Here is a 26,046-nt window from a genome sequence, read left to right as displayed (position 1 = left end):
TTATTTTCATTATGTAACCACGCTATCATAATGGTTAACAAAAATCAACGATTATCATTGTTTAAACAAATAATTTATACTAAACTAAAGACAGAAAAGAGGGAGAGTATGGAAAAAGCGTTAGGAACATTCAATATGGCAGTGTTTGCGGAGATATTTTCGCTGATGGGAAACATATTGTTTGAAGAAATCGGTCTGGAAGATTTAAAATTGACCAAAATGGAAATCTTGGAACTCGTGGTGATCTCTAGTAATGAAGGAATTACGATGTCCGAGTTGGCCCAGCAAATCGGTACATCAAAAGTCCAAATCAGTCGTTCGATCTCGGGGTTGGAAAAGGCTGGCTTTGTGGTACGCAAAACCAACGGCGTCAATCGTCGCAACGTCAATGTTTATTTGGAAGAAGCTGGGAAGCAGTTGTTTATCCAAAAGAAAAAACAAGTGGAAGACCGCTTGAATGCCAAAACCGCTCAAATGGCTGCGGAAGATATCCAGCAGTTGAGTCAATCGTTGACGGAGGCAGTGGGGATCTTGCGGAAATATGACATTTTACGGACTGGCAATCAATGTGAGAAGAAGACACCGTTTGATTAAAAAAGGGTGAAGCAATCGTTTGCTTTTTAATTGCTGAATTAATTTCATATTGACCTATATTATCGATTTATTAGATAAAGCAACCGATTGCGTTTTTCTCTTGTTTTGACTTCTGATTTGTGCGACAATGGGTATATCAAACAAGTCAAAGGAGTCTGCTATGAATACTACTGCCATCTATCATCGTCCCGAAAGTGAATTTGCGTATTTGTACGAGAAGGATAAAATGCATATCCGTTTGCGTACCGCCCGTCAAGACGTCCGCCATGTCCAGCTACTTTGCGGTGATCCTTACACACTGTATAAAGAAGCTTGGTACCAACAAAGAATTGAAATGCAAAAAATTCTTTCCACGGACTTGCATGATTATTGGCAAGTATCGGTCGGAGCAGAATTCCGCCGTTTGTCTTACGGCTTTTCCATCGAAAGTTACGATGGGTTGCATGTCTTCTATGGGGATCACGGGGTCTACCCCTTTGAACAGCAATATTTAGAAATGAACAACAATTATTTTCGGATGCCTTACTTCCAAGAAGCCGATCGTTTCAAAATTCCCGAGTGGGCGAAAGAAACGGTTTGGTATCAAATTTTCCCTGAGCGCTTTGCAAATGGGGACCCATCAAATGATCCTGAAGGTGTGTTGCCATGGGGCTCAAAAAATCCCGATCGCCAAGACTTTTTCGGTGGGGATCTACAAGGAGTCATCGATCATTTGGATTACCTTGTCGATCTAGGAATCAATGGGATCTATTTCTGTCCGATTTTTGAGGCATATTCGAATCACAAGTATGATACCATCGATTATTTGGCCATCGATCCTGCTTTTGGTGATAACGATACCTTTAAACGATTAGTGGAGGAATGCCACAAACGCGGCATCAAAGTTATGCTGGATGCTGTTTTCAACCATATGGGGGATACTTCGCATCAATGGCTAGATGTCATCAAAAACGGCAAAGATTCGCCGTTTGCTGATTGGTTCCACATCAATGAGTTTCCTGTCAACTACAAAGAAGGGGAAAACTTTGAAGATGCTTATGACATCACCTATGATGTTTTTGCCTTTACGCCGCATATGCCGAAACTCAATACGGAAAATCCCGATGTGCAAGATTATTTGTTGAAGATCGCTCGTTATTGGATCGAAGAATTTGATATCGATGCTTGGCGCTTGGACGTGGCTAATGAAGTTAGTCACTTCTTCTGGAAAAAATTCCGCCAAGTGTGTGATGAGGCCAAAGATGATTTTTATATCCTTGGGGAAATTTGGCATTCTTCTCAACGCTGGTTACAAGGCGACGAGTTTCATGCAGTGATGAACTACGCCTTTACAGATGCAATTATTGAATATTTTGTCAAAGACGAGATCTCCATGACGAAAATGGTCTCGGAATTAAATAACCAGCTGATGTTGTATCGGGAGCAAACCAACCAAGTGCAGTTCAATATTTTGGATTCTCATGATACCCCGCGTTTGTTAACTTTGGCTCGGGGAGACAAAGACTTGATGCGCCAAGTGATGGCCTTTACGTATCTGCAACAAGGCGTTCCTTGCCTGTATTACGGCGATGAGATTGGTTTGACCGGTGATATGGATCCGGATTGTCGTAAATGTATGATTTGGGATGAGGAAAAGCAAGATCGTGATTTGCTGCATTTCACCCAGTCATTGATCAAACTACGCAAAGACAACCAAAAAGTCTTATCTGAAGGTTCCTTGAGTTGGAACTGGGTTTCGGAAGAAGATGGCCTGATCATTTTCGAACGAGAGTTGGGGGCACAGCGGATCATCGGTATTTTCAACACTGGCGAGGACCAACTTACACTCTCTCGTCCTGATTCAATTTTGATGGAACAGTTTGTCCAACTGGAAGATGAGACGATGATCATCGATAACAAAGGCTTTGCTATCGTGAAAGTAAATAACGAAGAATCGAATGAAGCATAAAAATGAGGCAAGAATTGCATATGCAATTCTTGCCTCATTCAATGTTTTGGGTATTTTTAATTTCCCCATGCACGTTGGAAAGAATCTTCCCCAAAATTCCTTCTGTCGGTATTATATCCTATAACACCTAAATGTGACAAATGATAACCCTTAAATATAGGTAGTTTTTTCCTGAAACGGGGAAAACGATAGAAAATTTAGATAGTTCTGCCTTCTTTTTGCGCTTCTTTCCACGAAAGGCCTTTTCTTTTTTACAAGATATGATAAACTAGTAAAAATGTATTTTTATTCGAGGAGTGATTTGATGAGTACAGGGTATCACATAGCAGTTGTCGGAGCTACCGGCGCAGTAGGAACAAAAATGATTGAGATGTTGGAGAAGACCACGTTGCCGATCAAAAAAATAACGTTGTTGGCATCCAAACGTTCTGCTGGGAAGACCCTTGTGTTCAAAAATGAACCGCTCGTTATTCAAGAGCTGACCGCAGATTCCTTTGCGGGAGTCGATATTGCATTGTTCAGTGCCGGTGGTGGCATTTCAAAACAATTTGCTCCAGAAGCAGTCAAACACGGTGCAGTCGTAATCGACAATACCAGTCATTTTCGGATGGATCCGAATGTTCCTCTAGTCGTTCCTGAGGTGAATCCTCATGCATTAGCGCAACATAAAGGAATCATTGCCAATCCGAATTGTTCAACGATTCAAATGATGGTGGCATTAGAACCGATTCGTCAAAAAGTCGGTTTATCGAGGGTCTTGGTTTCAACGTATCAAGCAGTTTCAGGTGCTGGCGCACAAGCCTTGGCTGAATTGACTCGTGAATCTCAAGAACTATTAGCCGGAAAAGCCGCTGATGAACTAAACCCTGAGATTTTACCAGCAGGCAGCGATAAAAAGCACTACCCAATCGCGTTTAACGCCTTGCCACAAATCGATGTCTTTGCTGAAGACGATTATACTTACGAAGAGTGGAAAATGATCAATGAAACGAAGAAGATCATGGAAGATGCGCAGATCAAAGTAGCAGCTACGTGTGTGCGAATCCCTGTGTTTAGCGGTCATTCGGAGTCGATTTATATCGAGACCAAAGACCATGCCAGTGTTGAGGAAGTTAGGCAGTGGATCAGCGAAGCCCCAGGAGCTGTCTTGCAAGATGATCCGAGTCAACAAGTGTACCCGCAAGCTTTGACCAGTGTGGACAAAACGGCAACCTTTGTTGGTCGGATTCGCAAAGATTTGGATGTCGAAAACGGCTTGCATTTATGGGTCGTTTCTGATAATTTGCTGAAAGGTGCGGCATGGAACTCTGTTCAAATCGCCGAAAGCCTGCATCAGCAAGGATTAGTTCATGTGTAAACCATAAGTTTTTCAGAAAAGTGTGGTGAATGCCACGCTTTTCTTTTTTTTGTTGTATAATAATAGGGACGGCTTATGCTTGGGAAATAATACAGTAGAAAAAAATTAAGAGGTGAATAAAAGTGGAAACGATAAAAATCATTCCTCTTGGCGGTGTACGCGAAAACGGAAAGAACATGTACATTGCTGAAGTTGGCGAGGATATATTTGTGCTGGATTGCGGTGTCCGTTATCCAGAAAATGAATTATTAGGGATCGATACAGTGATTCCAGACTTCACATATTTAGAAGAAAATGCCGACCGTGTGGCTGGTGTCTTCTTGACCCACGGGCATGCAGATGCGATTGGTGCATTGCCTTATTTCTTGGAGAATATCCAAGTACCGGTCTTTGGGACCGAGTTAACGATCGAACTAGCAAAATTGACCGTGAATAAAAATGAAGCTACCAAGCGCTTCAAAGATTTTCATGTGATCGATGAACATTCGGAGATTGACTTTGGCCATGCGACCATCAGCTTTTTCCGTACGACCCACTCTATCCCTGATTCTGTTGGAATCAGCGTAAAAACAGAAGCTGGCAATATCGTTTATACAGGAGATTTCAAGTTTGACCAAACAGCGATCCCTATGTATCAAACCGATTTTGGCCGCTTAGCGGAAATTGGAAAAGAAGGAGTCTTAGCATTGCTAAGTACGTCCTCAAATGCCGAAAATCCAACGCCGATTGCTTCTGAATTGACGATCCAAGATGAAGTTTATGACAATATCCGTTACTGGGAAGGTCGGATCATCGTCGCTAGTGTTGCTAGCAATTTGCAACGGGTGCAACAAGTATTAGATGCGGCGTTTCGTTCTGACCGCAAAGTCGTTTTGACTGGTCAAGATTTTGGTCGGATCATCAAAACGGCCATGAAGTTAGGGAAATTAAAATTACCTGCCGAAGACTTGCTGATCACCCAAAAAGAAATGAAAAAATACTCAGACGAACAGTTGTTGATTTTAGAAACAGGTCGTATGGGGGAACCAATCAAAGCGTTGCAAAAAATGGCCAACGGCTCTCACCGGACGCTGCGTATCAAAGAAGGAGATCTTGTTTACATCACGACGACGCCGACAACGGCAATGGAAACGGTGGTTGCGAAAACGGAAGATATCATCTATCGCGCTGGCGGTACCGTGAAACAGATCTCGGATAATTTCCGTGTTTCTGGTCATGCCAACCCGAATGATCTGCAGCTGATGTTGAATATGATGAAACCGAAGTACTTTATCCCTATTCAAGGCGAGTACCGCCAATTAGCCGCCCATGTGGACTTGGCGCAAGAAGTCGGGATTCCGATGAAAAATATCTTCATTACTGCACGCGGGGATGTTTTAGAATACAAAAAAGGCGAAATGATCGCCGCAGGTGCGGTTCCAGCTGAGAACGTCATGATCGACGGGATCGGTGTCGGAGATATTGGGAATATCGTCCTGCGAGACCGCAAAGTCTTATCTGAAGATGGAATTTTCGTTGCAGTAGTGACGATCAATCGTCGCGAAAAGAAAATTATTTCTGCCCCTCAAATCACTTCTCGCGGGTTTGTCTACGTGAAAGCCAGCCGTGACCTGATTCGTGAAAGTGGCGAGATCGTGGAAGAAATCGTAGAAAAACACCTTCATGATGAAGAGTTTGAATGGAGCAAATTGAAACAAGATATCCGTGATCGTTTGAGTCGTTTCTTGTTTGAACAAACCAAACGCCGTCCAGTCATCTTGCCGGTCATCATGGAATCAAGCCAAAGAAATCGCAACCGTAAATAATTCGTTTTGACCTACTGACAAAAGCAGGTGAAAGAATAGCCGTTTGACGGCCGATTTCTTTTCACCGAAGCTTTTGTCTTTTTTTGTGCAAGAAACAGGCGACGTTTTTTCAATAAATGCCCCTTATTTTGATCGTGAATGGGCAGATAAGGATTGACGGCGAATGGATTTCGATCAATAATACAAAGTTGTCCCCCTAAGACTAGAGGAACAAAATAAGCAAAGAGAGGATGGTCGATTTGTGAATAGTTATCAAGAAAACCCCGTAGTACAACAGAGAAAGTGGTGGATTCTCATTGCTGTTTCGATGTTTACCTTTATGTCAACACTGGATGGGAGTATCGTAAATATCGCATTGCCGACGATCTCGGCAGATATGGGTGTACCTATGAATCAAGCGGAATGGGTCGTGTCCGTTTACTTGATGATCGTTTGTGCCTGCCTTTTATTATTCGGTAAGGTAGGGGACAGTTGGGGCAAAATCAAAGTTTTCCGCTTGGGAATGCTAATTTTTATTATCGGTTCGCTGTTATGCGGGTTTAATCACTCCTTAGCATTTCTTTTATTTGCCCGAGTGGTGCAAGCGATCGGTGCTAGCATGACGATGGCGACGAATACCGGAATCATTACTGAAGTTTTTCCTATGAGTGAACGAGGACGCGCCTTAGGGATGATTGGTGCCTTTGTTTCGTTAGGCTCCATCGCCGGTCCTGGATTAGGCGGAGTGATTTTGGCGCATTTTTCTTGGCCGTTTATTTTTTGGATCAATGTTCCTGTCGGTATTCTGACGATGATTGCTGGAGAAAAGGTGTTACCAAAAGATATTACCATGAGTCATGATTCCATCGATAAAACCGGGTTTGTGCTGTTTTCAATTGCAATTATCAGCTTCTTCGGCGGCATTTTTCTTGGACAAGAGCGTGGCTTTCTAACGTGGCTGCCGCTGCTGTTGGGTGGGATCGCTTTAGTGGCATTCATCGTCTTTTTGCGAGTAGAAGCGCGTGTGAGCAAACCGCTGATTACCTTTGGGATCTTTCGTAATAAAATTTTCACCATGAGCCTGATCACGGCGTTGCTGATCTTTTCTGCAAACTTTTTTGTCAATGTCGTGATTCCCTTTTACTTGCAAAGTGCCCGAGGCTTAACGCCGAGCGTGGCAGGGATGCTGATGATGGTCTTTCCTTTGATGATGGTCATTGGTTCACCACTTAGCGGGTATTTGACGGACCGTGTAGGACCGGAGATTTTGGTCTTAGCTGGCTTAGCGTTGCTGTCGATCACTCAGCTGATGTATATGTTTATGAATCAGGATACGCCGATTTGGTATTATATCGTTGCCACTGCCATCATGGGACTTGGCAATTCGTTGTTCCAATCCCCAAACAATACGATGGTAATGAGCAGTGTCACCAAAGAAAATCTTGGGGTGGCAGGTAGTCTAAATTCCTTTGCCCGTAACTTGGGCATGGTGTTAGGGATATCCTTAGCAACGACGATTCTCTATGCAGCAATGAGTCAAGCGTATGGAAAGCATGTGACGACCTATATCGCAGGTCGGGCAGATATTTTTGCCTATGGCATGAAAATCACCTTCTTTGGGGCGTTCCTTCTTTGTATCACGGCGTTATTCTTAACAGTCTGGCGCATCTATAAACAAGGCGGACGTAAGAAAACGCTATGATCGCTTGAAGTCATCAGGTCGAACTGTTCTATTCCTTATTCAGAAAGGGTAGAACAGTTTTTTTATTTTTCTTGACAAGAACCAGAAAAAGGACGGATGTAATAAAGCTGCCAGAATTTGTGCTTTTGGATTTCTGGCGTTATCTGTTATAATGAAAAATATTAGACTGTATTACTTAGATGGAAAGGGGAATGTTGTATGAAACTCACGTATCACGGACACTCAGTGCTTGCTATCCAATTAGCGGATGGCCAAAAATTGTTGTTTGACCCTTTTATTACTGGAAATGCTCTGACTGATTTAGATGCAGAGACAGTGGAAACCGATTGGCTTTTGATCACGCATGGTCATAGTGATCATATTGGGGATATGGTGCCGATCGCCAAAAGAAATGAAGCGCCAGTGATCAGTGTCGTTGAAATTTGCCGCTATGCAGCCCGCAAAGGCGTTGCTGAGACGCATGGCATGAATATGGGAGGTTCTTTTGAGTTTCCGTTTGGCAAAATCTCAATGGTGGAAGCGAAACACAGCTCTGGCCTTGAAGAAGACGGAACGATGATCTATATGGGCAATCCTGTTGGAATCATTTTAGAAGCAGAAGGCAAAACCATCTACCACGCTGGAGATACTGCACTCTTTAGCGATATGGCGATGATCGGTGAACGTTTCGACATCGATGTGGCATTTTTACCGATCGGGGATAATTTTACGATGGGCGTTCAAGATGCCGCAACAGCAGCGGCCCTTTTAAACGCGAGCAAAGTAGTACCGATCCATTACAATACGTTTCCAATGATCAAGCAAGATCCGCAAACCTTCGTGAATTTATTGCCGGCAGGTGTGGGCCAGATCCTTGCAGTCGGTGAGACATTAGAAGTTTAAGCAACAGGAAGATTCGTAGTAGGAATAGGGGATAATTATGGCGACAAAACACGACTTGATTTTAGCGCATATCGAGAATCTGCCTGTAGGCGATCGCATCTCGGTGCGGGGAATCGCAAAAGACTTGAATGTCAGTGAAGGAACAGCCTATCGGGCAATCAAAGATGCGGAAAATATCGGCTTGGTTTCAACGATCCAGCGTGTCGGAACCATCCGTATCGAACGAAAACTAAAAAAACACATTGAAAAACTAACTTTCGGCGAAGTCGTCCAAATCATTGAAGGTGATGTTTTGGGCGGCGCTGCCGGTTTGGACAAAGACTTGAACAAATTTGTTATCGGCGCTATGAAAGAATCAGCAATGGAACGCTACATCACGCCTGGCTCCTTAGTGATCGTCGGAAACCGCAACGAAGTCCACAAGTTGGCACTGGAGGATGGCGCAGCCGTCTTGATCACGGGAGGCTTTGAAACAACAGAGGAAATCTGTCGTTTAGCAGACGAATTGGAGTTGCCGATTTTACAAACGACCTATGACACCTTTACCGTGGCAACGATGATCAACCGTGCCTTAAGCGACCAGCTGATCAAAAAGGACATTATGCTGGTGAGTGACATTTATATGCCATTGGAAAAAACCAAGTATCTGCACACCTTTGATACGGTCAAGGATTACAAACTGCTTTCGGAGTCTACCAATCACTCCCGCTATCCAGTCGTCAACAAGAATATGCGGGTCGTTGGGATCATCACAGCCAAAGATGTCTTAGAAAAGCCTGATACGCAGATCATCGAACGAATCATGACCCGGGAACCACGGGTCGTAAAAAAAGAGATGAGTGTGGCCTCTGCCAGCCATCAGATGATTTGGGATGGCTTAGAAGTGATGCCCGTCGTAGCTGATGACCTTTCTTTGATTGGGATTGTCACACGCCAAGACATTATGAAAGCGATGCAGATGGTCCAACGACAAACGCAAATTTCAGATACGATTTCTGACCAAATCTCGGGACAGATGCAAGTTATCGAACAAGATTTTGAAGGGAACAAATTGCCACAGCCGTATTTCAGCTTTGCGGTGACGCCCCAAATGGTTAATGAAGTCGGAACGATCTCTTTTGGTGTCTTGAGTGAAGTAATCGCTAATACGGCGAAACGTACGATGCAGTTGAATCAACGACGCAATAGCTGGATCGAGCAAGTCAATCTGCATTACTTCCGTTTGATCCAATTAGAAAGCGAGATCATCATTCAACCGAAGATTCTAGAACTGGGGCGACGTTCGGCGAAAATCGATATCGAAGTATCGATCGAAAATTCCTTAGTGGCAAAAGCGATCGTGGTATGCCAAGTAATGGAACGCCCATAAATCATCGAAAACGGCACTTATGGAAAAATTTTAGAGAGAAAGTTGAGACCATTCATGAAGGTACAAGAAGAAATACTTGCAACAATCAAAGCATTCGACCGGATCATTATCCATCGGCACCAGCGCCCTGATCCAGATGCATTAGGATCACAAGTGGGGTTGGCAGAAATTTTACGAGCTAGTTTTCCCAAAAAAGAAATCTATCAAGTTGGCGGACCCGTTGAAGGATTGGATTACTTGGCGCTGATGCAGACGATCCCTGATGATTTGTATAAAGGGGCGCTGGTGATCGTTACAGATACGGCCAATGCACCACGGATCAGTGACCAACGCTATGATCAAGGGGCGAAATTGATCAAAATCGATCATCACCCTAATGATGAACCTTACGGAGAACTGGTTTGGGTCAATACGAAAGCCAGCAGCTGTAGTGAGATGATCGTTTCGTTTTGGCAAATGTTTCAAAACGAGCTGACGATGACGCAAGAAGCGGCTCGTCTGTTATATGCGGGCATTGTTGGTGATACTGGACGGTTTTTATATCCGGCAACGACAGCGACAACCCTGCGCTTAGCGGCTGAACTATTGGATTACGGCTTTGATGCTCCGAAGATCAATCGTCAATTGGATCAAGTCTCTCGCAGTGTTGCTCGCCTTTCAGGGTATGTCTACGAAAACATCGAGATTGATGAGATTGGTGCTGGCAAAGTGATCCTATCGCAAGAATTGCAGCAGCGTTTTGGCGTAGTAGATTCGGAAACCTCAGCAGTCGTTTCCTTACCAGGGAAAATCGACGAAGTGATGGCTTGGGCGATCTTTGTCGAACAACCAGAAGGCTATTACCGTGTGCGGATGCGTTCGAAAGGTCCAGTGATCAATGAGATCGCCAAACGCCATCATGGTGGTGGACATCCGCTTGCCAGTGGAGCAAATGCAAAAGACCTTGAAGAAGTTGCAGTGATCTATCAAGAGATCCAAGCAGCGATCAAAGAATTTCAAGCAGAATAAACACTTTTACAAGCACATTTGCCAATAGAAAAAGGGCGTGCCAAAAGCTTTCGGCACGCCCTTTTTTAGACAAAACGCAGCGCAGGCTCATCACTGAACCGGTACTGCGTTTTTTTGTTGCGTATTTACGAGAAAATAAGAAGTTTACCCCCGTAGATCGTCTAAAAATTCGGTTTTGCTTTTCGTTTTCTCGTCTTTCATTTTGATGACTTTAGCTGGTGAGCCAGCAACGACTGCTCCAGCAGGGACATCTTCCGTCACCACAGAACCGGCAGCAACGACTGCACCTTCGCCGACACGGACGCCTTCAAGGACGACGGCATTTGCGCCGATCAAAACATTGTCTTCAATGATGACTGGGCTTGCTGAAGGTGGCTCAAGAACGCCAGCCAAGACAGCACCAGCGCCAATATGGGCTTTTTTCCCAACGGTTGCCCGGGCACCTAAAATCGCACCCATATCGATCATGGTTTCTTCACCAACCACAGCACCAATGTTGATCACTGCCCCCATCATGATAACGGCATTTTTTTCAATGATGGCTTGGTCACGGATAAAGGCACCTGGTTCGATACGGGCATCGACTTTCGTCAAGTCCAACAAAGGAATCGCTGAGTTGCGGCGATCATTTTCCAGATAGTGATCGGTGATCTTGTCTTGGTGCGCGGTTAAAAACTCAGCTACTTTTTGACTGTCACCAACCACGAAATAGAAGGTGCCGTTACCAAACAATTGGATGCCATCTGCTTGGACGTCGCCAAGATCTCCATTGATATAGACTTTTACAGGTGTTTGTTTATTTGCTTCTTTGATATATTTTGCTAATTGATAAGGATCGGAAAATTGTAATTCTGTCATGAGAGACCACCTTTACTTGTCGATTAGATTTTGCATGGAATAAAAACCGGCTGGTTGATCGGCTAAAAATTCCGCTGCTTTTAGTGCACCATTGGCGAAGATTTCGCGGGAGAGCGCAGTGTGTTTTAATTCAATGATTTCATCCTGCCCAGCATAGATGACAATGTGTTCCCCAGGGATCGTTCCGCCGCGAACGGCATGGATACCCATCTGCTTGCGGTCATTTACTAGATCACTGCCTTCACGCCCGTAGAGATACTCTTTTTTTGTTTCGCAGCTGTCATTGATACTATCTGCCAACAGCAAAGCTGTACCGCTTGGTGCATCAAGTTTTTGATTATGATGCTTTTCGATGATCTCAATGTCAAAGTCAGCTTCTAATGCGGGGGTGATACTTTGTAGTGCTTTGATCAGTACATTGATCCCCAACGACATATTGGCAGAATAGAAAACCGGAATCACTTTAGCAGCCAACGGCAGCATCATCTGCGTGTCTTCCGTCAAACCAGTTGTAGCAACCACGATTGGCAGCTGCTGTTCGACACAATAGTTCAACAAGGCAGGCACATTGCTATAATGAGAAAAATCAATCACCAAATCGATCGGTTGCGTGATTTTTTCTGGACGATCATAGATTGGAAAAGGACCATCTAATTGCTCGGTACGATCTAAGCCGGCGGCCACTTCTAACTGAGGGTGCTTTGCGATCAGGCTTTGCAACACTTTGCCCATGCGACCGTTTGCACCGCTTAATAAAATTTGTTTCACCAAAAACTCCTCCTTACAGCAATCCGTAATTGGTCATTTCTTCTTCTAAATGAACGAGGGTCGCATCTTCCGGGACACCCAAAGGCAAACGATAATGCAATTCGCATTTGCCCAGTAAGGAGACCGCTGCTTTGATCGGCACAGGATTTACTTCACTGAAAATCGCATCGATCAACGGTTTTTGTCGCAACTGCTCTTTGATGGCTGCTTTTACATCACCATTTAAGAAATCAGCAACGAGTTGTGCCGTTTGTTTCGGAGCGATATTGCCGATCGTTGAAATCACGCCAGAGCCACCTAAAGCTAAAATTGGGGTTACTTGATCGTCATTTCCTGAATAGATCGCAAAGTCATCATCCGCAAGACGAGCGATTTCTGCGATTTGCGAAATATCACCGCTGGCCTCTTTGATGCCTTTGATATTAGGGATTTTTTTTAGTTCTGCCACGGCTTCAGGTGTTAAATTTAAGCCGGTTCTTGAGCTGACGGAGTATAAGATCACTGGCAGCTCAACGCTTTGACAGATTGCTTCATAGTGAGCGACTAAACTTTTCTTGGTCGCTTTGTTGTAGTAAGGTGTTACAACCAATAATGCGTCAGCACCAACGCGCTGTGCTTCTTTTGAAAGATGGATCCCATGTTGGGTATTGTTGGAGCCTGTTCCTCCGATAACGGGGATTCGACCAGCAACTTGTTTTACCACCGCTTCGATCACCGCGATATGTTCTTCATCGTCTAACGTGGATGCTTCACCGGTCGTACCGCATGCAATGATTGCATTCGTTCCTTGCTGCACATGCCACTCCGCTAACTCCTTCAGCTTATCGAAATCCACCGAACCATCTTGAAGCATAGGGGTAATCAACGCAACGCCAGAACCTTTGAATATTGTCAAACTACGACACATCCTTTCAACCAATTTATTTTTCGTTACTCTACGTATAAGTGTACCAAAACGAGGGGTAAAATTTTCAATAAAAATCGAAACATTTCGACAATTTATACTATAGATTATTCGAATTATATACTATAATATTAAACAATATCAATGAAAAACTGAATATTCGCTGGTTTTTATGGATATTTTTAAAAGGAATGTATAGAAAGGTGTTTTAACATGCAAGTATCGCAAACAGTCACAGAATTAACCGAAGACGTGGTTCGTTTTCGTCGTGAATTACATACAATCCCTGAATTAGGGTTAACTGAGTTCAAAACAAAGGAATACTTGCTGCGTCAGTTGCAATCCTTTGGGATCAAAGAAATCTATCCAGTGATTGAAACCGGCTTGATTGCTGTCTTTCGCAGTGAGCGTCCAGGAAAGACACTGGCCTTTCGAACGGATATCGATGCACTACCGATCAAAGAAGAGACCGGTGTTTCTTTTGCTTCCAAACATGAAGGAAAAATGCACGCCTGCGGTCATGATGGCCATATGGCAACGATGCTAGGGTTTGCCAAATACTTAGCGACGCATCCTGAAGTGATTCGTGGAACGATCGTTTTGATTTTCCAACCAGCCGAGGAAAGCCCCGGTGGCGCTCAACTGATGATCGATGAAGGCATCTTACGAGATTTTGGCGTGGAAAAAATCGTGGGGCTGCATGTCTTCCCAGACTTTCCCGAAGGAGTCATTGCGAGTCGGAAAGGTCCGATGATGGCCCGTAACGGCGAGATCAATCTAACGATCAACGGTACGAGTGCCCATGGTGCCCAGCCTCATCAAGGGCATGATGCCATTTTAGCTGCGGCTGCGATCATTCAAGGATTGCATTCGATCATTTCACGCAATATCAGCCCGCTTTCTGCTGGGGTCATCACTTTTGGGAAGATCCATGGGGGAGATGCGGAAAATATCATTCCCGGCAAGGTCGTTTTAAAAGGAACGATGCGGGCGTTTGAAGATGAAGTCTATGAAACGATGACGCGCAGAATCACCACTGTCGCACAAGAAATCGCCAAAGGATATGATTGCACGGCGGATGTTGAATTCGAACATCTTTATCGTGTCGTGGACAATGATCCTGAGATGGTGGAAGTATTGGAAAAAGTGGTCGGGGAGAGCTACCGAGAAACACCGCCATATATGTTGGCAGAGGATTTTTCGATGTACCAAAAGGAAATCCCCGGCGTCTTTTTCTTTGTCGGTACCCGAAATGAAGAAAAAGGTTATGTCCACCCTTTACACAGCAGCAAAATGAATTTTGACGAAAAAAATCTATTGCAAGGCATCGAATGCTACGTTCGTTTGATCGAGGCGTTGAACGAGCCGACAGACAAGGAGTAAAGCGATGGCAAAAGAAATCAAGAACAATCACTTATACATTGACGGTTGCGATACCGTTGAACTGGCAAAAACCTTTGGAACCCCCCTTTACGTGTATTCCGTTTCGGAGATTCGCGAAGAATGCCAAAAGATTCAGGCGCAGTTTTTGACGCGCTACAGCAAGACACGAGCAGCCTATGCCGCCAAAGCTTTCTGTACTACAGCGATGCTGCAAGTGATCAAGTCAGAAGGACTTTCATTAGACGTGGTTAGCGGTGGGGAGCTGTATACAGCGATCCAAGCTGATTTTCCAGCAGAACACATCGAGTTTAACGGCAATAACAAATCCATTGAAGAATTAGCAGCCGCCCTTGATTATGGCGTGGGACGGATCATCGTTGATGGCATTCAAGAAGTCGGCTTGATCCGCGCGTTATGTCAAGAAAAGCAAGTCGTTGCTAAAATCTTGTTGCGCATCACACCCGAGGTTTCGGTCAGCACCCATCAATTTATCTCGACCGGACAAAAAGATTCAAAATTCGGGATTCCTTTAGATGAAGAAATCTTATTTCCATTAGTGGAAGAAGTGATTCAAGCACCTGAATTGGATTTCTATGGACTGCATTTTCATGTCGGCAGTCAATTGTCGGACAATCGCTCACATCTAGCGGCAGTTGATGCGGCTTTGGCCCTTGTCCAAACCATTCATGAACGTTTTGATTATTGGATCAAAGAACTAAATGTTGGCGGCGGCTTTGGCGTTCGATACACAGATGCAGATATTCGCCAACCCTACAGCTATTTTTTAGATCCTGTGATGGAAAAAATCGACGCCTTTTATGCGCAGCACCAGAGCGAACGTCCGACCATCGTTATTGAACCCGGTCGCAGTATCGTCGCAGAAGCAGGTATCAGTTTGCACACCATCGGCAGTATCAAGACATTGCCGGGAATCAGAACATACGCCAGCATTGACGGTGGCATGACAGACAATATTCGTCCTGGTCTTTATCAGGCAACTTACACTGGGATCTTAGCCAACCGCGCTTCCGAAGCAGCGACACAGAAGATCACCATTTCTGGTAAAGCTTGTGAGAGCACAGACATCTTAGTAAAAGATCTTGCATTACCGCCCGTTGAAACTGGGGATCTGTTTGCTACGTTCGCAACAGGAGCTTACGGCTATTCGATGGCCAGCAGCTACAATAATTTACAGATACCCGCAGTCGTCTTTGTGGAAAATGGCCAAGCGGAATTAGCCGTTAAACGCCAGTCCTACGAGCAAATGCTGCAAAATGAAGTGGTTCCTTCGTTTCTAAAAGAAGAAGCTTCCAGCAAGTAAAATTTTGAAAAGCAGGTGACAACATGACGATTCCTTATACAAAAATGCAAGGTGCGGGGAATGATTTTATCGTAATCGATAACCGCACATTGAAATTCTCCCATGAACAACTGTCGCAATTTGCTGCTCAAGTTTGCCATCGGAAATTTTCTGTCGGCGCGGATGCAGTCATGGCAGTGGATTTCCCCACAGGAACCGCTGATTTTCGGATGCGGTTTTACAATGCTGATGGGACCGAAGCAGAAATGTGCGGCAACGGCGCTCGCTGTATTGCCCGTTATGCCTTTGAGAAGGGAATTGCTGGCGAGCAGATGACCATCGAAACAGTTGCTGGCGATGTCCCCGCATGGCGCTTGTCGGCAAAACACTACAAAGTAACCTTGAACCCACCGACCGTGACTACATTTGATCAAGCGTACCCGAATCCAACGGTTTCTTTCGTGGACTATGTGGAATTAGGTGATCCAGGAATCCCTCATGCGGTGGTTCACTATCCTGGTCTGGCAGAAACTGAGTTGGAACAGCTGGCTGAACTTGCCAAAGAGATACGCTATTGGGAGGTTTTCCCCAAAGGGGCGAATGTCAATTTCTATGAAGAAGATGACAAGGGTGAGCTGATCGTTCGCACGTATGAGCGAGGGGTGGAAGGTTTTACCTATGCGTGCGGCACAGGATCTGGTGCCACTGCGTATGTCGTGACCAAACGCCAACAGCAAGCGGCAGCGAATGTCTTGCTGCACGTGTTAGGTGGCGAGTTAACGGTAGAAGTTGATGTTGATCAGGGCGCATTAGAATTGATCGGTGATGCGGTTATGGTATCTGAAGGCTTGATTTTAGATGAGAATTTGACTCTGTAAACACTGTGAAAGTTATTGCAAAAAGATGATATTTTCGTGAAAAAAAGAATTGACATTCATTTGAGGCTATCGTATAGTTAAACACAACTTAAAAACACGCGATGATAAGAAGAGTAAGTCAGTTTCGATTGGATCAGAGAGCTCGGATTGGTGAGAAAGAGCACAGCCGTTTGACTGAAGATGGCCTTGGAGCGTTTGGACGTGAGCAAAAGCAAGCGTGCAGCGGGATTGCCCGTTATAGCAAAGCAGTTGATAAACTGATAAGGTTGGCAGCTTGTGCCAATGAATCAAAGGTGGTACCACGAACAAGGTTGTTTCGTCCTTTCTCTATGATGGAGAAAGGACGTTTTTTTATTATAAAAAGGGGGAACAAAAAAATGAAACAGTTGAAAAAGGGAATCGTTGGATTAGTTGCTGCTGCTGTCTTAATTACATTGGCAGCTTGTGGCAATACTAGCAGCACAGAGGATACACAGTCTGGTGAAAACAGTGTAGATGCAGTGGAAGAAAAAGTCGTTGGAGTGGCACCAGGACCATATGGGGATATGGTGACAGAGGTGATCTCTCCATTACTGGAAGAAAAAGGGTATCAACTAACGACCAAAGTGTTTAATGATTATATTCAGCCGAACAATGCCTTGGCGAATGGCCAAATCGATGCCAATTTGTTTCAGCATACGGCCTATCTAGAAAAATTTTCGGCAGATAACCAGTTATCTCTTACGGCATTACAAAAAGTGCCCACACTGGGAATGGGCATCTATTCGAAGCAACTGTCCAGCTTGGATGAGTTAGCAGACGGGGCGACTGTTTCGATTGCCAATGATGCCTCAAATTTAGCTCGGACCTTGCAACTGTTAGCTGCCAATGAGTTGATCACCATCGCAGACAATATCGACGAAACGAAGGCAACGGTGAATGATATCGAAGAAAATCCGAAGAATCTGACATTTAAAGAATTAGACGCAGCCCAATTGGCTCGTTCGTTAGATACAGTTGATTTAGCTTTAGTACCAGGAAACTTCGCTTGGGCGGCTTCTCTTGATCCTGCAGATGCTTTGGCGTTGGAGTCGTTGAAAGAAGAATATAAAAATGTCTTTGTGGTGTCCACCGAAGAAGAAGACAGTGATTTTGCTAAGGCAGTTACGGAAGTATTAGAAAGTGATGCATTTAAAGAAGCGATTGCCGAATCACCGTTCAGCAACTTTGATCAACCGAAATTTTGGACTGAGTAAGAAGAAGGGCATATCCTATGGCAAAAATAGAAGTAAAACAAGTATCAGTGACATTCACTCATAAAAAACAAATCAAAAAAGCAGTGGATTCCGTTGATTTTTCCGTTCAAGCTGGAGAAGTATATGGGATCGTCGGATTGAGCGGGGCGGGGAAAAGTACCTTGGTTCGTACGTTGAATCTACTGCAGGTGCCATCTAGCGGTCAAATTCTGATTGATGGTCAAGACATCACGCAAGCCAAAGGGAAACACTTGCGTGAAGTACGACAAAAAATCGGGATGATCTTTCAGCATTTCAATCTGATCCATAATCGAACCATCAAGGAAAATTTAGCCTTTGCTTTGCGTGCTGGGCATTATCCGCAAGAAAAGCAAGAAGCGAGGATCAAGGAACTGTTGGAAATGGTGGATCTGCCTCACAAAATTCACGAGTATCCGAATAATTTGTCTGGGGGAGAAAAGCAACGGATCGGCATTGCGCGAGCGATTGCCAACGAACCTGAGATTTTGTTGTGTGACGAAGCTACCAGTGCGTTAGATGTTGAAACGACTGAAGAAATTTTGAAATTATTGATCCGAATCAAGGAACAGACAGGCATCACCATCGTCTTTATCACCCATGAATTGGATGTTGCCCGAAAGTTTTTTGATCGGGTAGCAGTGATGGAGAAGGGTCGCATCGTTGAAGAACAAACGACCTACGGCTTGTTCAGCCAGCCTAAACAGCCTATTACGAAAAAACTGGTTGGCCGCTACTTGGATCTGACGCTTCCCGAGGAGATTCTAGCAACCTTCACGGAAGGCGATTTGCTGGAATTGCGCTATCAAGGGGAGTATACGTTAGAACCGCTGATTTCGACTGTAGCTAAAGCCTATGATGTGTCGATCAATATTATCCACGGAAAAATTGAGTATATCAAAAAAGATGTGATCGGTATTTTGTATATCTATTTGACCGGACCCGCTGAAGAAGCAGCAAAAGCCCGAGAACACCTAGCTGCGAACGTCTTTTCTCTAAGAAAGATAGGTGAAGAAAATGGCTGATACGCTTGAGATTTTAAAAACAAACCTGCCCCAAGCACTATGGGAAACATTCTTCATGGTGGGAACTTCAGCAATTATAGGAGTAGTTTTCGGCTTATTGATTGGATTAGTCCTGTTTTTAGTCGGCAGTAACCTTTTTCATAAAAATGTTTTCTTGCATCATCTGGCCGATTTTGTCGTCAATGCAATCCGTTCGCTACCATTTTTGATCTTATTGATTACGTTGATTCCGTTATCAGCGGTGCTGATCGGTGATCCTTATACCCCGGCGGGCGGAGCGATTGCTTTATCGATTGCCGCGATTCCTTTTTACGCCCGAATCGCTGAATCCGCATTTGCCGAAATCGACTATGGCGTCCTTGAAGCTAGTGTCGCTTCCGGAGCATCGACGGGGCAAGTTATTCGCGAAGTGATTTTACCAGAAAGTCTGCCAGCTTTGATTCGCGGATTTGTGTTAACTTTGATCAGTCTTTTAGGCTACTCGGCGATGGTGGGAACGATTGGCGCAGGCGGCATTGGCGATTTAGCGATTCAGTATGGTTATTATCGCTATGAAACGGCGATTTTGATTGTGGTGATTCTCCTGCTGATTCTTCTGGTACAAATCATCCAGTGGGTCGGCGATGCTTGTGCGAATCATTTCTCAAAATAATACCCAACGCTTTGTAGTTCCTTTTCGAATACACTTGAGTTATCGCTTCTGTTATTACTCTACAGAAGCGATTTTTTTTACTTACAGGTCACTGATTTTTGGTTGCACCACTAGTGGTTTTTCGGTATGCTGATGGTGAGTTGTTTTTTACAGCGAAAATTATATTTTAAAGGAGCAACACTATGACTCAAATTCCTAATTGTCCAAATTGCCAATCTGAATACGCTTATGAAGATCGCGGGCTGTTTGTTTGTCCTGAATGCGGAAACGAATGGCAAGAGCAACAAGCGGCGGAAGAAGCACCCGTATACAAAGATGCCAATGGCAATATTTTAGTAGATGGTGATACAGTAACGGTCATCAAAGACTTGAAAGTCAAAGGCGCATCTGGCGCCATCAAACAAGGAACGAAAGTGAAAAACATCAAATTAGTCGAAGGCGACCATAACATTGATTGCAAGATCGATGGCTTCGGCCCAATGAAACTAAAATCAGAATTTGTAAAAAAAGGTTAAAAACAAAATCTTCCAGTCATCTTCATAATTTTTTCACCACTTTAATGGTAAAATAAGGTCAAAGATTAAAAGGGGGAATTTTATCGTGTATGGTATGGGCGGATACGGGTTCGGCTTTTTTTATGACCCGACTTTCATTCTCGTAATTATCGGTATGGTGATTTCGCTAGCAGCGTCAGCGTATGTCAAAAGTACCTTTAACAAATATGACAAAGTCAGAAGTAAAAATAATATTACCGGCACAAAAGCGGCGCAGTACATCTTGCAGAGCCAAGGAATCAATAATGTTGGTGTGCAAGCGATCGCTGGTGATTTGACGGATAATTACAATTCTGGCAACAAAATGTTGAGTTTATCGCAATCCACCGCACAATCAACTTCGGTAGCAGCAATCGGTGTTGCGGCCCATGAGTGTGGTCACGCAGTCCAAGATGCCAAAGGCTATTTTCCTTTGCGTTTGCGTCATGCGATCGTACCGATCGCCAATATCGGAACCAGCATCTCGATCCCGTTGATTTTGATCGGGGTACTGTTACGAGGCTCGTTTCTGATCAACTTAGGTTTGTTGGCTTTCTCATTGGCGTTTATTTTCCAATTAGTGACCTTGCCAGTCGAGTTCGATGCCTCAAAACGGGCGATCCGTATTTTGGCAGATGGTGGCTTGTTAACAGAAGAGGAAGTACCACAAGCGAGAAGAGTGCTCTTTGCCGCAGCGTTGACCTATGTCGCAGCTGCCGTAGCAACCTTATTGCAACTCTTACGTTTGATTATTTTATTTGGTAATAACAACCGTCGGAATTAATCGACAGTGTGACAGAAAAAAGACCAGCTCAGCATCCTGAACTGGTCTTTTTTCGTTATTCTACTATTAAGTAAACGTAATAGACGTTTTCAACGCTTTTTAAATTTTCTTCAGATAGATTGTTTTCCATTTCAGCATATAGTTTGACGTCACCGCCCTTGGCAATATAAAGCAACGGAATTTCTTGTTTTTTCTCAATGTTAAGCTCGTTATTGGGAATACTAGTGCTAGCTCCAGTGGGAGATAAACTATCTTCTCCAAGGGACGTATAGTGGAATTTAGATAAGTCGGTCATTGTATTTGATGAGGAACCATTTGAAAATAAATCAACGAAGAGTAGAGAATCGCTCTTAGTAATTCCTATGTTCAAATAGCCATTATAATCACTTCTTGGCTCTGTTATCAGGGAAGCGACTATTTTGTGTTCTTTTATCTCCCTTTTTTGATAATAATCAAAGTAAACCGTCATGGACTCAGCCACTGTGTTAAATTTCAGTTGTGAGCCAAAATCCAACAATAAACTAGAAAGGTCCATAGGGTTCTCTAGCTGAACAAGGTGATTATTGGGGACGCCAGCTACTTTTTTACTAGGGAAAGGACTGTAATTATAGTAATAACAATAAAGCATGGTAGGTAGCCCTATCACGAGCAAGAATGCGAAAAAAATCTGTAAAGGATTTCGAGACCGGATTAGTGTCTTGACAGTATCTGGTGCTTTTTGGTTTTTAGCAGTCATTGTCTTCTTCCTCCAAAATTGTGGCTTCTATAGAATCTCTTTTGGGAGACAATAGAATTTGATTGTTTCCTTATCGGTAAATGATTACCGGAAGATACCACAAAAAAATAATTTAAATATATATCTATAATCTCAAAGATAACCAAAAAGCGCAATCAAATTTTGATATTTATTGAGAGCACTCCTTATTGGGGAATAATCATTCAGAGCACATTACTTGGCAGACAAAAATAGCAGAATAGTTAGCTCTATCCTGCAAAAGAAAAATTATCTTAGCGTAGAAGGCAGGAATCGAACCTGCACCTCGTCTTTGCCAAAAATAACCAGAAATATGTTCCGATCATTTTTACCAAAACGAGTAAAGCGCCAGACTTCATCTACACTTTGTATTATGCCAAAGAGAGTTCAACGATTTCGTAAGAAGCAATGAAAAATTTGCAAAAAGTTGTGCAGAAAACATGAAGGTTGTTTAAGAAAGAGTAACCTTAGAATGCCAGTGTGAAAAAGGAGGAACCAGCTGCAACGAAGCGTAAAGCGCTTCGTTTGGAAGCCTCCGTTTTTTCTGAAAAAATCAGATAAAGTTTTCTTGACATTTGTGAGGTGAGAATGTATCATTCTGTTTGGGCACTCTTTACAAGAGTCAGAAAGTGATTTAGAATTTTCGCTCCCTATTCATTTATGGATAGGGAGCTTTTATTATTTTCTAAATGCTTTTCCTGTAAAATAGATTAAAGGAGTTTTTCAGTTTATGACAAAATATATTTTTGTAACCGGCGGTGTGGTTTCTTCTATTGGTAAAGGGATCGTAGCAGCATCATTAGGACGTTTGTTGAAAAATCGCGGCTTGAAAGTAACCATTCAAAAATTCGATCCGTACATCAACGTCGATCCAGGAACGATGAGCCCATATCAACATGGTGAAGTATTCGTAACCGATGATGGAGCAGAGACCGACTTAGACTTAGGTCACTATGAACGCTTTATCGATATCAATTTGAACAAATACTCAAATGTAACAACTGGAAAAATCTATTCAGAAGTTTTGCGGAAAGAGCGTAAAGGAGAATACTTAGGCGCGACTGTTCAAGTGATCCCGCACATCACCAACGAGATCAAAGAAAAAATCATGCGGGCAGCCAAAATGACTGATTCAGATGTGATCATCACAGAAGTCGGCGGAACAGTAGGGGATATTGAATCATTGCCGTTTCTAGAAGCTTTGCGTCAAATGAAGGCAGACGTAGGTGCGGACAACGTGATGTACATCCATACGACGCTGATTCCTTATTTGAAAGCAGCAGGCGAAATGAAAACAAAGCCGACACAACATAGTGTGAAGGAACTGCGCGGCTTAGGGATTCAACCAAATATCTTGGTCGTTCGGACAGAACAACCTGTAGGACAATCAACAAAAAACAAATTGGCACAATTCTGTGACGTGGCACCAGAAGCCGTGATCGAATCTCGTGACGTTGAGACCCTGTATTCGATCCCATTGGCACTGCAAGCGCAAGGCATGGATCAAATCGTGTGTGATCATTTGAAACTGACTGCACCAGTTGCTGACATGACTGAATGGCAAGCATTGGAAGAAAAGGTGCTGAATTTGAAGAAAAAAGTACGCATCGCGTTAGTTGGAAAATATGTGGAATTGCCAGATGCTTATCTATCGGTTGTCGAAGCCTTGAAACATTCTGGTTTTGCCTTTGATGCAGACATCGAGATCGATTGGATCAAAGCCCAAGAAATCACACGGGAAAATGTGGAGTCTTACTTAGGTGAAGTAGACGGGATCCTTGTTCCTGGTGGATTTGGTGATCGTGGGATTGAAGGGAAAATTGAAGCGATCCGTTATGCTCGGGAAAATGATGTGCCATTCTTAGGTATTTGTCTTGGGATGCAAATGGCTTGTGTGGAATATGCCCGCAATGTCGTTGGGTTGGAAAATGCCAATTCCGCAGAAACAGATCCTGAAACAGCCAACAATATCATTGATTTGATGGCTGACCAAGAAAACATCGAAAACTTAGGCGGGACATTGCGCTTAGGCTTGTACCCATGTAAAGTGAAGAAAGGCACCAAAACAGCTGCAGCTTATGACGGAGAAGAAGTTGTTCAGGAACGTCACCGTCACCGTTATGAATTCAACAACAAATACCGTGAAATCTTTGAAGCAAACGGGATGGTTTTCTCAGGTGTGTCACCAGACAATCGTTTGGTTGAGATCGTTGAGATTCCAGAAAACAAATTCTTCGTGGGTTGCCAATTCCACCCAGAATTGATTTCTCGTCCAACTCGCCCACAACGCTTGATCAAAGCCTTTGTTGGAGCTTCATTAGACAACCGCCGAGCATAATAATCGCTAGCGGCAAAATCAAGCAATGAATGTGCGAAACTCCTCATCTCAAGATGGGGAGTTTTTTGAGTTGCGCGATCCCAGTAATCCGTAAAAGGTTGAAACTTGCTTGAGCGTTGGTAGAAGCTATCCCTTTTTGCACACAAAAAAACTTCCGTCAAAGCGACCGGAAGTTTCTGACTGATGCATTATTTTTTTCGCTAACAGTTCGAATGAAATCCGCCAGCGGTAACGCATGTTGATTTGCTGGTGCCTAGAGAGGATTATTCTTTTAGCTTATACCCTTGGTCTAAGAGCATTTCCTCTGTACGTTCCATGCTGATCCCATTTTCGGTGTTTCCTTCAAAACTAACTCCAGGCAATTGTTTCGCTGAATCATAATCCAACTCATCATAATTGATGGTCAATGATTCAGTCGCATCACTATCTGTATAGTCGAGGGAATAGTCCAACCCTTTGACTTGCTGATACTGCTCTGCGATCGGATCAAGTACCGTCTGTGCTTCTTCTTTGGTCGTTACCCCAATCGCTGAATACGGCATGATATTGTTCGCAGTCTGGGTTTTTACTTTATCGCCTTCATAAGTGAAGACCAGTTCCATCGAAACCCCATTTTGATCCATTGTGAATGTTTTGGTTTCTTCTTTGGCCCCCGAGCTGCAACTTGCCAAGAAAAGAACCCCGATGACTGCCAAAAATCCAATAAGCGCTTTTTTCATTTTATCCCTCCTTTTTTACATGATAATATAGCCGCTTTCACAAGGCTATTCTTATGCTCAGAGGAGAAGAAGGAAGGATTTACTGGAAGATTATGATAAAATGACGAAAAAATATGTGAAATTTTTCTCGAATTTTCACATGCCGATTTGTTATCTAACGACCGCAGACAGAAGAGAAAAACCTTACAGAATCGTAGACTTTCAGAAAAGATGATGAAAATGCTGGATTTTTATATTTGTGCAATCTTTTTTTGAAAAGAGAAATTCCTCTTTTTAGTAGCAAATACCGCAAATCTTTGCTAAAATAGCATTGTCGGTTAAGCATTGCTTAACAAATAAAGTTTTTCAAAACTTAGGAGGAATTTTTTATGCCAGTAGTATCAGGAGCTGAATTCTTAAAAGCTGCTCGTCAAGGCGGATATGCAGTCGGCGGATTCAACACAAACAACTTAGAATGGACACAAGCGATTTTAAAAGCTGCTGAAGCGAAAAAAGCGCCAGTTCTAATCCAAACTTCAATGGGTGCTGCCAAATATATGGGCGGATACAAAGTTGCTAAAGACATCGTTACAAACTTGGTTGATTCAATGAACATCACTGTTCCAGTTGCAATCCACTTAGACCATGGTGATTACGATGCAGCAATGGAATGTATCGAAGTTGGTTACACTTCTGTTATGTTTGATGGCTCTCACTTACCATTTGAAGAAAACTTGAAATTGGCTAAAGAAGTTGTCGAAAAAGCACACGCAAAAGGCGTTTCTGTTGAGTGTGAAGTTGGTTCAATCGGCGGAGAAGAAGATGGAATCATCGGTTCTGGCGAATTAGCTGACATCGAAGAATGTAAACAAATGGTTGCAACTGGTATTGATTACCTAGCTTGCGGAATTGGTAACATTCACGGTCAATACCCTGAAAACTGGAAAGGCCTTGCTTTTGACCACTTACAAGCAATCGCTGATGCAGTAGGTTCTGATGTACCATTAGTATTACACGGTGGTTCTGGTATTCCTCAAGACCAAATCGAAAAAGCAATCTCAATGGGTGTTTCTAAAGTAAACGTAAATACTGAATTCCAATTATCATTTGCTAAAGCAACTCGTGAATACATCGAAGCTGGCAAAGATAAAGAAGGCAAAGGATTCGACCCTCGTAAATTATTAGCACCAGGTGTTGCTGCAATCGTTAAAGATGCAGAAGAACACATCGACTGGTTCGGTTCAGCTGGTAAAGCTTAATCTTAATCAAAGATC

Annotated in this window: 23 protein-coding genes and 1 other annotated feature; of the genes, 18 read left to right on the top strand and 5 right to left on the bottom strand. The window is 43.5% G+C overall.

Annotated features, from left to right (window positions below; all coding sequences use genetic code 11):
- Positions 1-108: 108 nt before the first annotated feature.
- From IGJ12_RS13885 to IGJ12_RS13850, 8 genes are all read left to right on the top strand, one after another.
- Positions 109-594 carry a MarR family winged helix-turn-helix transcriptional regulator gene (locus tag IGJ12_RS13885; RefSeq protein WP_034872137.1) on the top strand — a complete coding sequence of 162 codons (486 nt, stop codon included), beginning with the start codon at positions 109-111 and terminating at the stop codon, positions 592-594.
- A 160-nt stretch (positions 595-754) separates the two neighbouring features.
- Positions 755-2,542 (top strand): glycoside hydrolase family 13 protein, encoded by a 1,788-nt coding sequence (locus tag IGJ12_RS13880; protein ID WP_034872136.1) that lies wholly within the window; start codon positions 755-757, stop codon positions 2,540-2,542.
- 304 nt (positions 2,543-2,846) lie between these two features.
- Positions 2,847-3,899: an aspartate-semialdehyde dehydrogenase gene (locus IGJ12_RS13875; RefSeq protein ID WP_008380394.1), complete on the top strand. Its 1,053-nt coding sequence runs from the start codon at positions 2,847-2,849 to the stop codon at positions 3,897-3,899.
- A gap of 122 nt (positions 3,900-4,021) precedes the next feature.
- Positions 4,022-5,704: a ribonuclease J gene (locus tag IGJ12_RS13870; protein ID WP_005228243.1), complete on the top strand. Its 1,683-nt coding sequence runs from the start codon at positions 4,022-4,024 to the stop codon at positions 5,702-5,704.
- A gap of 241 nt (positions 5,705-5,945) precedes the next feature.
- Positions 5,946-7,385, top strand: coding sequence for an MFS transporter (locus tag IGJ12_RS13865; protein WP_016612801.1), 1,440 nt, complete (start codon positions 5,946-5,948; stop codon positions 7,383-7,385).
- Positions 7,386-7,583: 198 nt separating this feature from the next.
- The gene (locus IGJ12_RS13860) at positions 7,584-8,267 is read left to right on the top strand and encodes a metal-dependent hydrolase (RefSeq protein ID WP_005233945.1); all 684 of its coding nucleotides are present in this window, start codon (positions 7,584-7,586) and stop codon (positions 8,265-8,267) included.
- A gap of 37 nt (positions 8,268-8,304) precedes the next feature.
- The gene (locus tag IGJ12_RS13855) at positions 8,305-9,636 is read left to right on the top strand and encodes a DRTGG domain-containing protein (RefSeq protein ID WP_005233948.1); all 1,332 of its coding nucleotides are present in this window, start codon (positions 8,305-8,307) and stop codon (positions 9,634-9,636) included.
- A 54-nt stretch (positions 9,637-9,690) separates the two neighbouring features.
- Complete coding sequence (locus tag IGJ12_RS13850) at positions 9,691-10,644, top strand: DHH family phosphoesterase (RefSeq protein WP_008380500.1); 954 nt, start codon at positions 9,691-9,693, stop codon at positions 10,642-10,644.
- A gap of 144 nt (positions 10,645-10,788) precedes the next feature.
- Here the strand turns inward: IGJ12_RS13850 and dapD are convergent, their stop codons facing one another.
- Genes dapD through dapA form a run of 3 tightly spaced genes read right to left on the bottom strand, consistent with a single transcriptional unit; the run spans position 10,789 to position 13,165 of the window.
- On the bottom strand, positions 10,789-11,502 hold the full coding sequence (gene dapD, locus IGJ12_RS13845) for a 2,3,4,5-tetrahydropyridine-2,6-dicarboxylate N-acetyltransferase (protein ID WP_005233952.1): 714 nt from the start codon (positions 11,500-11,502) through the stop codon (positions 10,789-10,791).
- 12 nt (positions 11,503-11,514) lie between these two features.
- Complete coding sequence (dapB, locus tag IGJ12_RS13840; RefSeq protein ID WP_005233953.1) at positions 11,515-12,270, bottom strand: 4-hydroxy-tetrahydrodipicolinate reductase; 756 nt, start codon at positions 12,268-12,270, stop codon at positions 11,515-11,517.
- A gap of 13 nt (positions 12,271-12,283) precedes the next feature.
- Complete coding sequence (gene dapA / locus IGJ12_RS13835; protein WP_008380503.1) at positions 12,284-13,165, bottom strand: 4-hydroxy-tetrahydrodipicolinate synthase; 882 nt, start codon at positions 13,163-13,165, stop codon at positions 12,284-12,286.
- Positions 13,166-13,387: 222 nt separating this feature from the next.
- Between dapA and IGJ12_RS13830 the strand changes: the two genes are divergently transcribed.
- The 8 genes from IGJ12_RS13830 (at position 13,388) to IGJ12_RS13795 (ending at position 20,982) form a co-directional block, all read left to right on the top strand.
- A complete protein-coding gene (locus tag IGJ12_RS13830; protein WP_008380505.1) occupies positions 13,388-14,557 on the top strand; it encodes a M20 metallopeptidase family protein in 1,170 nt (389 codons plus the stop codon).
- Positions 14,558-14,561: 4 nt separating this feature from the next.
- Positions 14,562-15,878: a diaminopimelate decarboxylase gene (gene lysA / locus IGJ12_RS13825; protein ID WP_005233959.1), complete on the top strand. Its 1,317-nt coding sequence runs from the start codon at positions 14,562-14,564 to the stop codon at positions 15,876-15,878.
- Positions 15,879-15,901: 23 nt separating this feature from the next.
- Positions 15,902-16,735, top strand: a complete 834-nt coding sequence (dapF, locus tag IGJ12_RS13820; protein ID WP_429968809.1) for a diaminopimelate epimerase — start codon at positions 15,902-15,904, stop codon at positions 16,733-16,735.
- Between the two features lie 92 nt (positions 16,736-16,827).
- Positions 16,828-17,062, top strand: a binding site (T-box leader).
- A gap of 50 nt (positions 17,063-17,112) precedes the next feature.
- The gene (locus IGJ12_RS13815) at positions 17,113-17,970 is read left to right on the top strand and encodes a MetQ/NlpA family ABC transporter substrate-binding protein (RefSeq protein ID WP_074934143.1); all 858 of its coding nucleotides are present in this window, start codon (positions 17,113-17,115) and stop codon (positions 17,968-17,970) included.
- A 17-nt stretch (positions 17,971-17,987) separates the two neighbouring features.
- On the top strand, positions 17,988-19,013 hold the full coding sequence (locus IGJ12_RS13810; protein ID WP_087664616.1) for a methionine ABC transporter ATP-binding protein: 1,026 nt from the start codon (positions 17,988-17,990) through the stop codon (positions 19,011-19,013).
- The gene (locus IGJ12_RS13805) at positions 19,006-19,665 is read left to right on the top strand and encodes a methionine ABC transporter permease (RefSeq protein WP_104010350.1); all 660 of its coding nucleotides are present in this window, start codon (positions 19,006-19,008) and stop codon (positions 19,663-19,665) included. The genes IGJ12_RS13810 and IGJ12_RS13805 overlap by 8 nt, the downstream gene beginning before the upstream one ends.
- 182 nt (positions 19,666-19,847) lie before the next feature.
- Positions 19,848-20,180 (top strand): zinc ribbon domain-containing protein YjdM, encoded by a 333-nt coding sequence (locus IGJ12_RS13800; protein WP_005233964.1) that lies wholly within the window; start codon positions 19,848-19,850, stop codon positions 20,178-20,180.
- Between the two features lie 94 nt (positions 20,181-20,274).
- Positions 20,275-20,982 (top strand): zinc metallopeptidase, encoded by a 708-nt coding sequence (locus tag IGJ12_RS13795; protein ID WP_016612795.1) that lies wholly within the window; start codon positions 20,275-20,277, stop codon positions 20,980-20,982.
- A 55-nt stretch (positions 20,983-21,037) separates the two neighbouring features.
- Here the strand turns inward: IGJ12_RS13795 and IGJ12_RS13790 are convergent, their stop codons facing one another.
- Complete coding sequence (locus IGJ12_RS13790; RefSeq protein WP_430619132.1) at positions 21,038-21,718, bottom strand: hypothetical protein; 681 nt, start codon at positions 21,716-21,718, stop codon at positions 21,038-21,040.
- 748 nt (positions 21,719-22,466) lie between these two features.
- Here IGJ12_RS13790 and IGJ12_RS13785 point away from each other — a divergent pair.
- Positions 22,467-24,074 carry a CTP synthase gene (locus IGJ12_RS13785; RefSeq protein ID WP_061053230.1) on the top strand — a complete coding sequence of 536 codons (1,608 nt, stop codon included), beginning with the start codon at positions 22,467-22,469 and terminating at the stop codon, positions 24,072-24,074.
- Positions 24,075-24,337: 263 nt separating this feature from the next.
- Here the strand turns inward: IGJ12_RS13785 and IGJ12_RS13780 are convergent, their stop codons facing one another.
- Positions 24,338-24,793, bottom strand: a complete 456-nt coding sequence (locus IGJ12_RS13780; protein WP_430619131.1) for a YehR family lipoprotein — start codon at positions 24,791-24,793, stop codon at positions 24,338-24,340.
- Positions 24,794-25,161: 368 nt separating this feature from the next.
- Here IGJ12_RS13780 and IGJ12_RS13775 point away from each other — a divergent pair, with 368 nt between their 5' ends.
- A complete protein-coding gene (locus tag IGJ12_RS13775) occupies positions 25,162-26,031 on the top strand; it encodes a class II fructose-bisphosphate aldolase (protein ID WP_005228297.1) in 870 nt (289 codons plus the stop codon).
- The last annotated feature ends 15 nt before the right edge of the window (positions 26,032-26,046 follow it).

This window comes from Enterococcus sp. DIV0802b, assembly GCF_050543535.1.
Lineage (GTDB): Bacteria > Bacillota > Bacilli > Lactobacillales > Enterococcaceae > Enterococcus_D > Enterococcus_D entomosocium.
This window is presented reverse-complemented; position numbering and strand designations above follow the sequence as displayed.

Bases quoted from the DNA above. Each gene is read 5' to 3' on its own strand.
- IGJ12_RS13885 (WP_034872137.1), top strand. From the start codon at position 109: ATGGAAAAAGCGTTAGGAACATTCAATATGGCAGTGTTTGCGGAGATA.
- IGJ12_RS13880 (WP_034872136.1), top strand. From the start codon at position 755: ATGAATACTACTGCCATCTATCATCGTCCCGAAAGTGAATTTGCGTAT.
- IGJ12_RS13875 (WP_008380394.1), top strand. From the start codon at position 2,847: ATGAGTACAGGGTATCACATAGCAGTTGTCGGAGCTACCGGCGCAGTA.
- IGJ12_RS13860 (WP_005233945.1), top strand. From the start codon at position 7,584: ATGAAACTCACGTATCACGGACACTCAGTGCTTGCTATCCAATTAGCG.
- IGJ12_RS13855 (WP_005233948.1), top strand. From the start codon at position 8,305: ATGGCGACAAAACACGACTTGATTTTAGCGCATATCGAGAATCTGCCT.
- IGJ12_RS13850 (WP_008380500.1), top strand. From the start codon at position 9,691: ATGAAGGTACAAGAAGAAATACTTGCAACAATCAAAGCATTCGACCGG.
- dapD (WP_005233952.1), bottom strand. From the start codon at position 11,502: ATGACAGAATTACAATTTTCCGATCCTTATCAATTAGCAAAATATATC.
- IGJ12_RS13830 (WP_008380505.1), top strand. From the start codon at position 13,388: ATGCAAGTATCGCAAACAGTCACAGAATTAACCGAAGACGTGGTTCGT.
- lysA (WP_005233959.1), top strand. From the start codon at position 14,562: ATGGCAAAAGAAATCAAGAACAATCACTTATACATTGACGGTTGCGAT.
- dapF (WP_429968809.1), top strand. From the start codon at position 15,902: ATGACGATTCCTTATACAAAAATGCAAGGTGCGGGGAATGATTTTATC.
- IGJ12_RS13815 (WP_074934143.1), top strand. From the start codon at position 17,113: ATGAAACAGTTGAAAAAGGGAATCGTTGGATTAGTTGCTGCTGCTGTC.
- IGJ12_RS13810 (WP_087664616.1), top strand. From the start codon at position 17,988: ATGGCAAAAATAGAAGTAAAACAAGTATCAGTGACATTCACTCATAAA.
- IGJ12_RS13805 (WP_104010350.1), top strand. From the start codon at position 19,006: ATGGCTGATACGCTTGAGATTTTAAAAACAAACCTGCCCCAAGCACTA.
- IGJ12_RS13800 (WP_005233964.1), top strand. From the start codon at position 19,848: ATGACTCAAATTCCTAATTGTCCAAATTGCCAATCTGAATACGCTTAT.
- IGJ12_RS13795 (WP_016612795.1), top strand. From the start codon at position 20,275: ATGGGCGGATACGGGTTCGGCTTTTTTTATGACCCGACTTTCATTCTC.
- IGJ12_RS13790 (WP_430619132.1), bottom strand. From the start codon at position 21,718: ATGACTGCTAAAAACCAAAAAGCACCAGATACTGTCAAGACACTAATC.
- IGJ12_RS13785 (WP_061053230.1), top strand. From the start codon at position 22,467: ATGACAAAATATATTTTTGTAACCGGCGGTGTGGTTTCTTCTATTGGT.
- IGJ12_RS13780 (WP_430619131.1), bottom strand. From the start codon at position 24,793: ATGAAAAAAGCGCTTATTGGATTTTTGGCAGTCATCGGGGTTCTTTTC.
- IGJ12_RS13775 (WP_005228297.1), top strand. From the start codon at position 25,162: ATGCCAGTAGTATCAGGAGCTGAATTCTTAAAAGCTGCTCGTCAAGGC.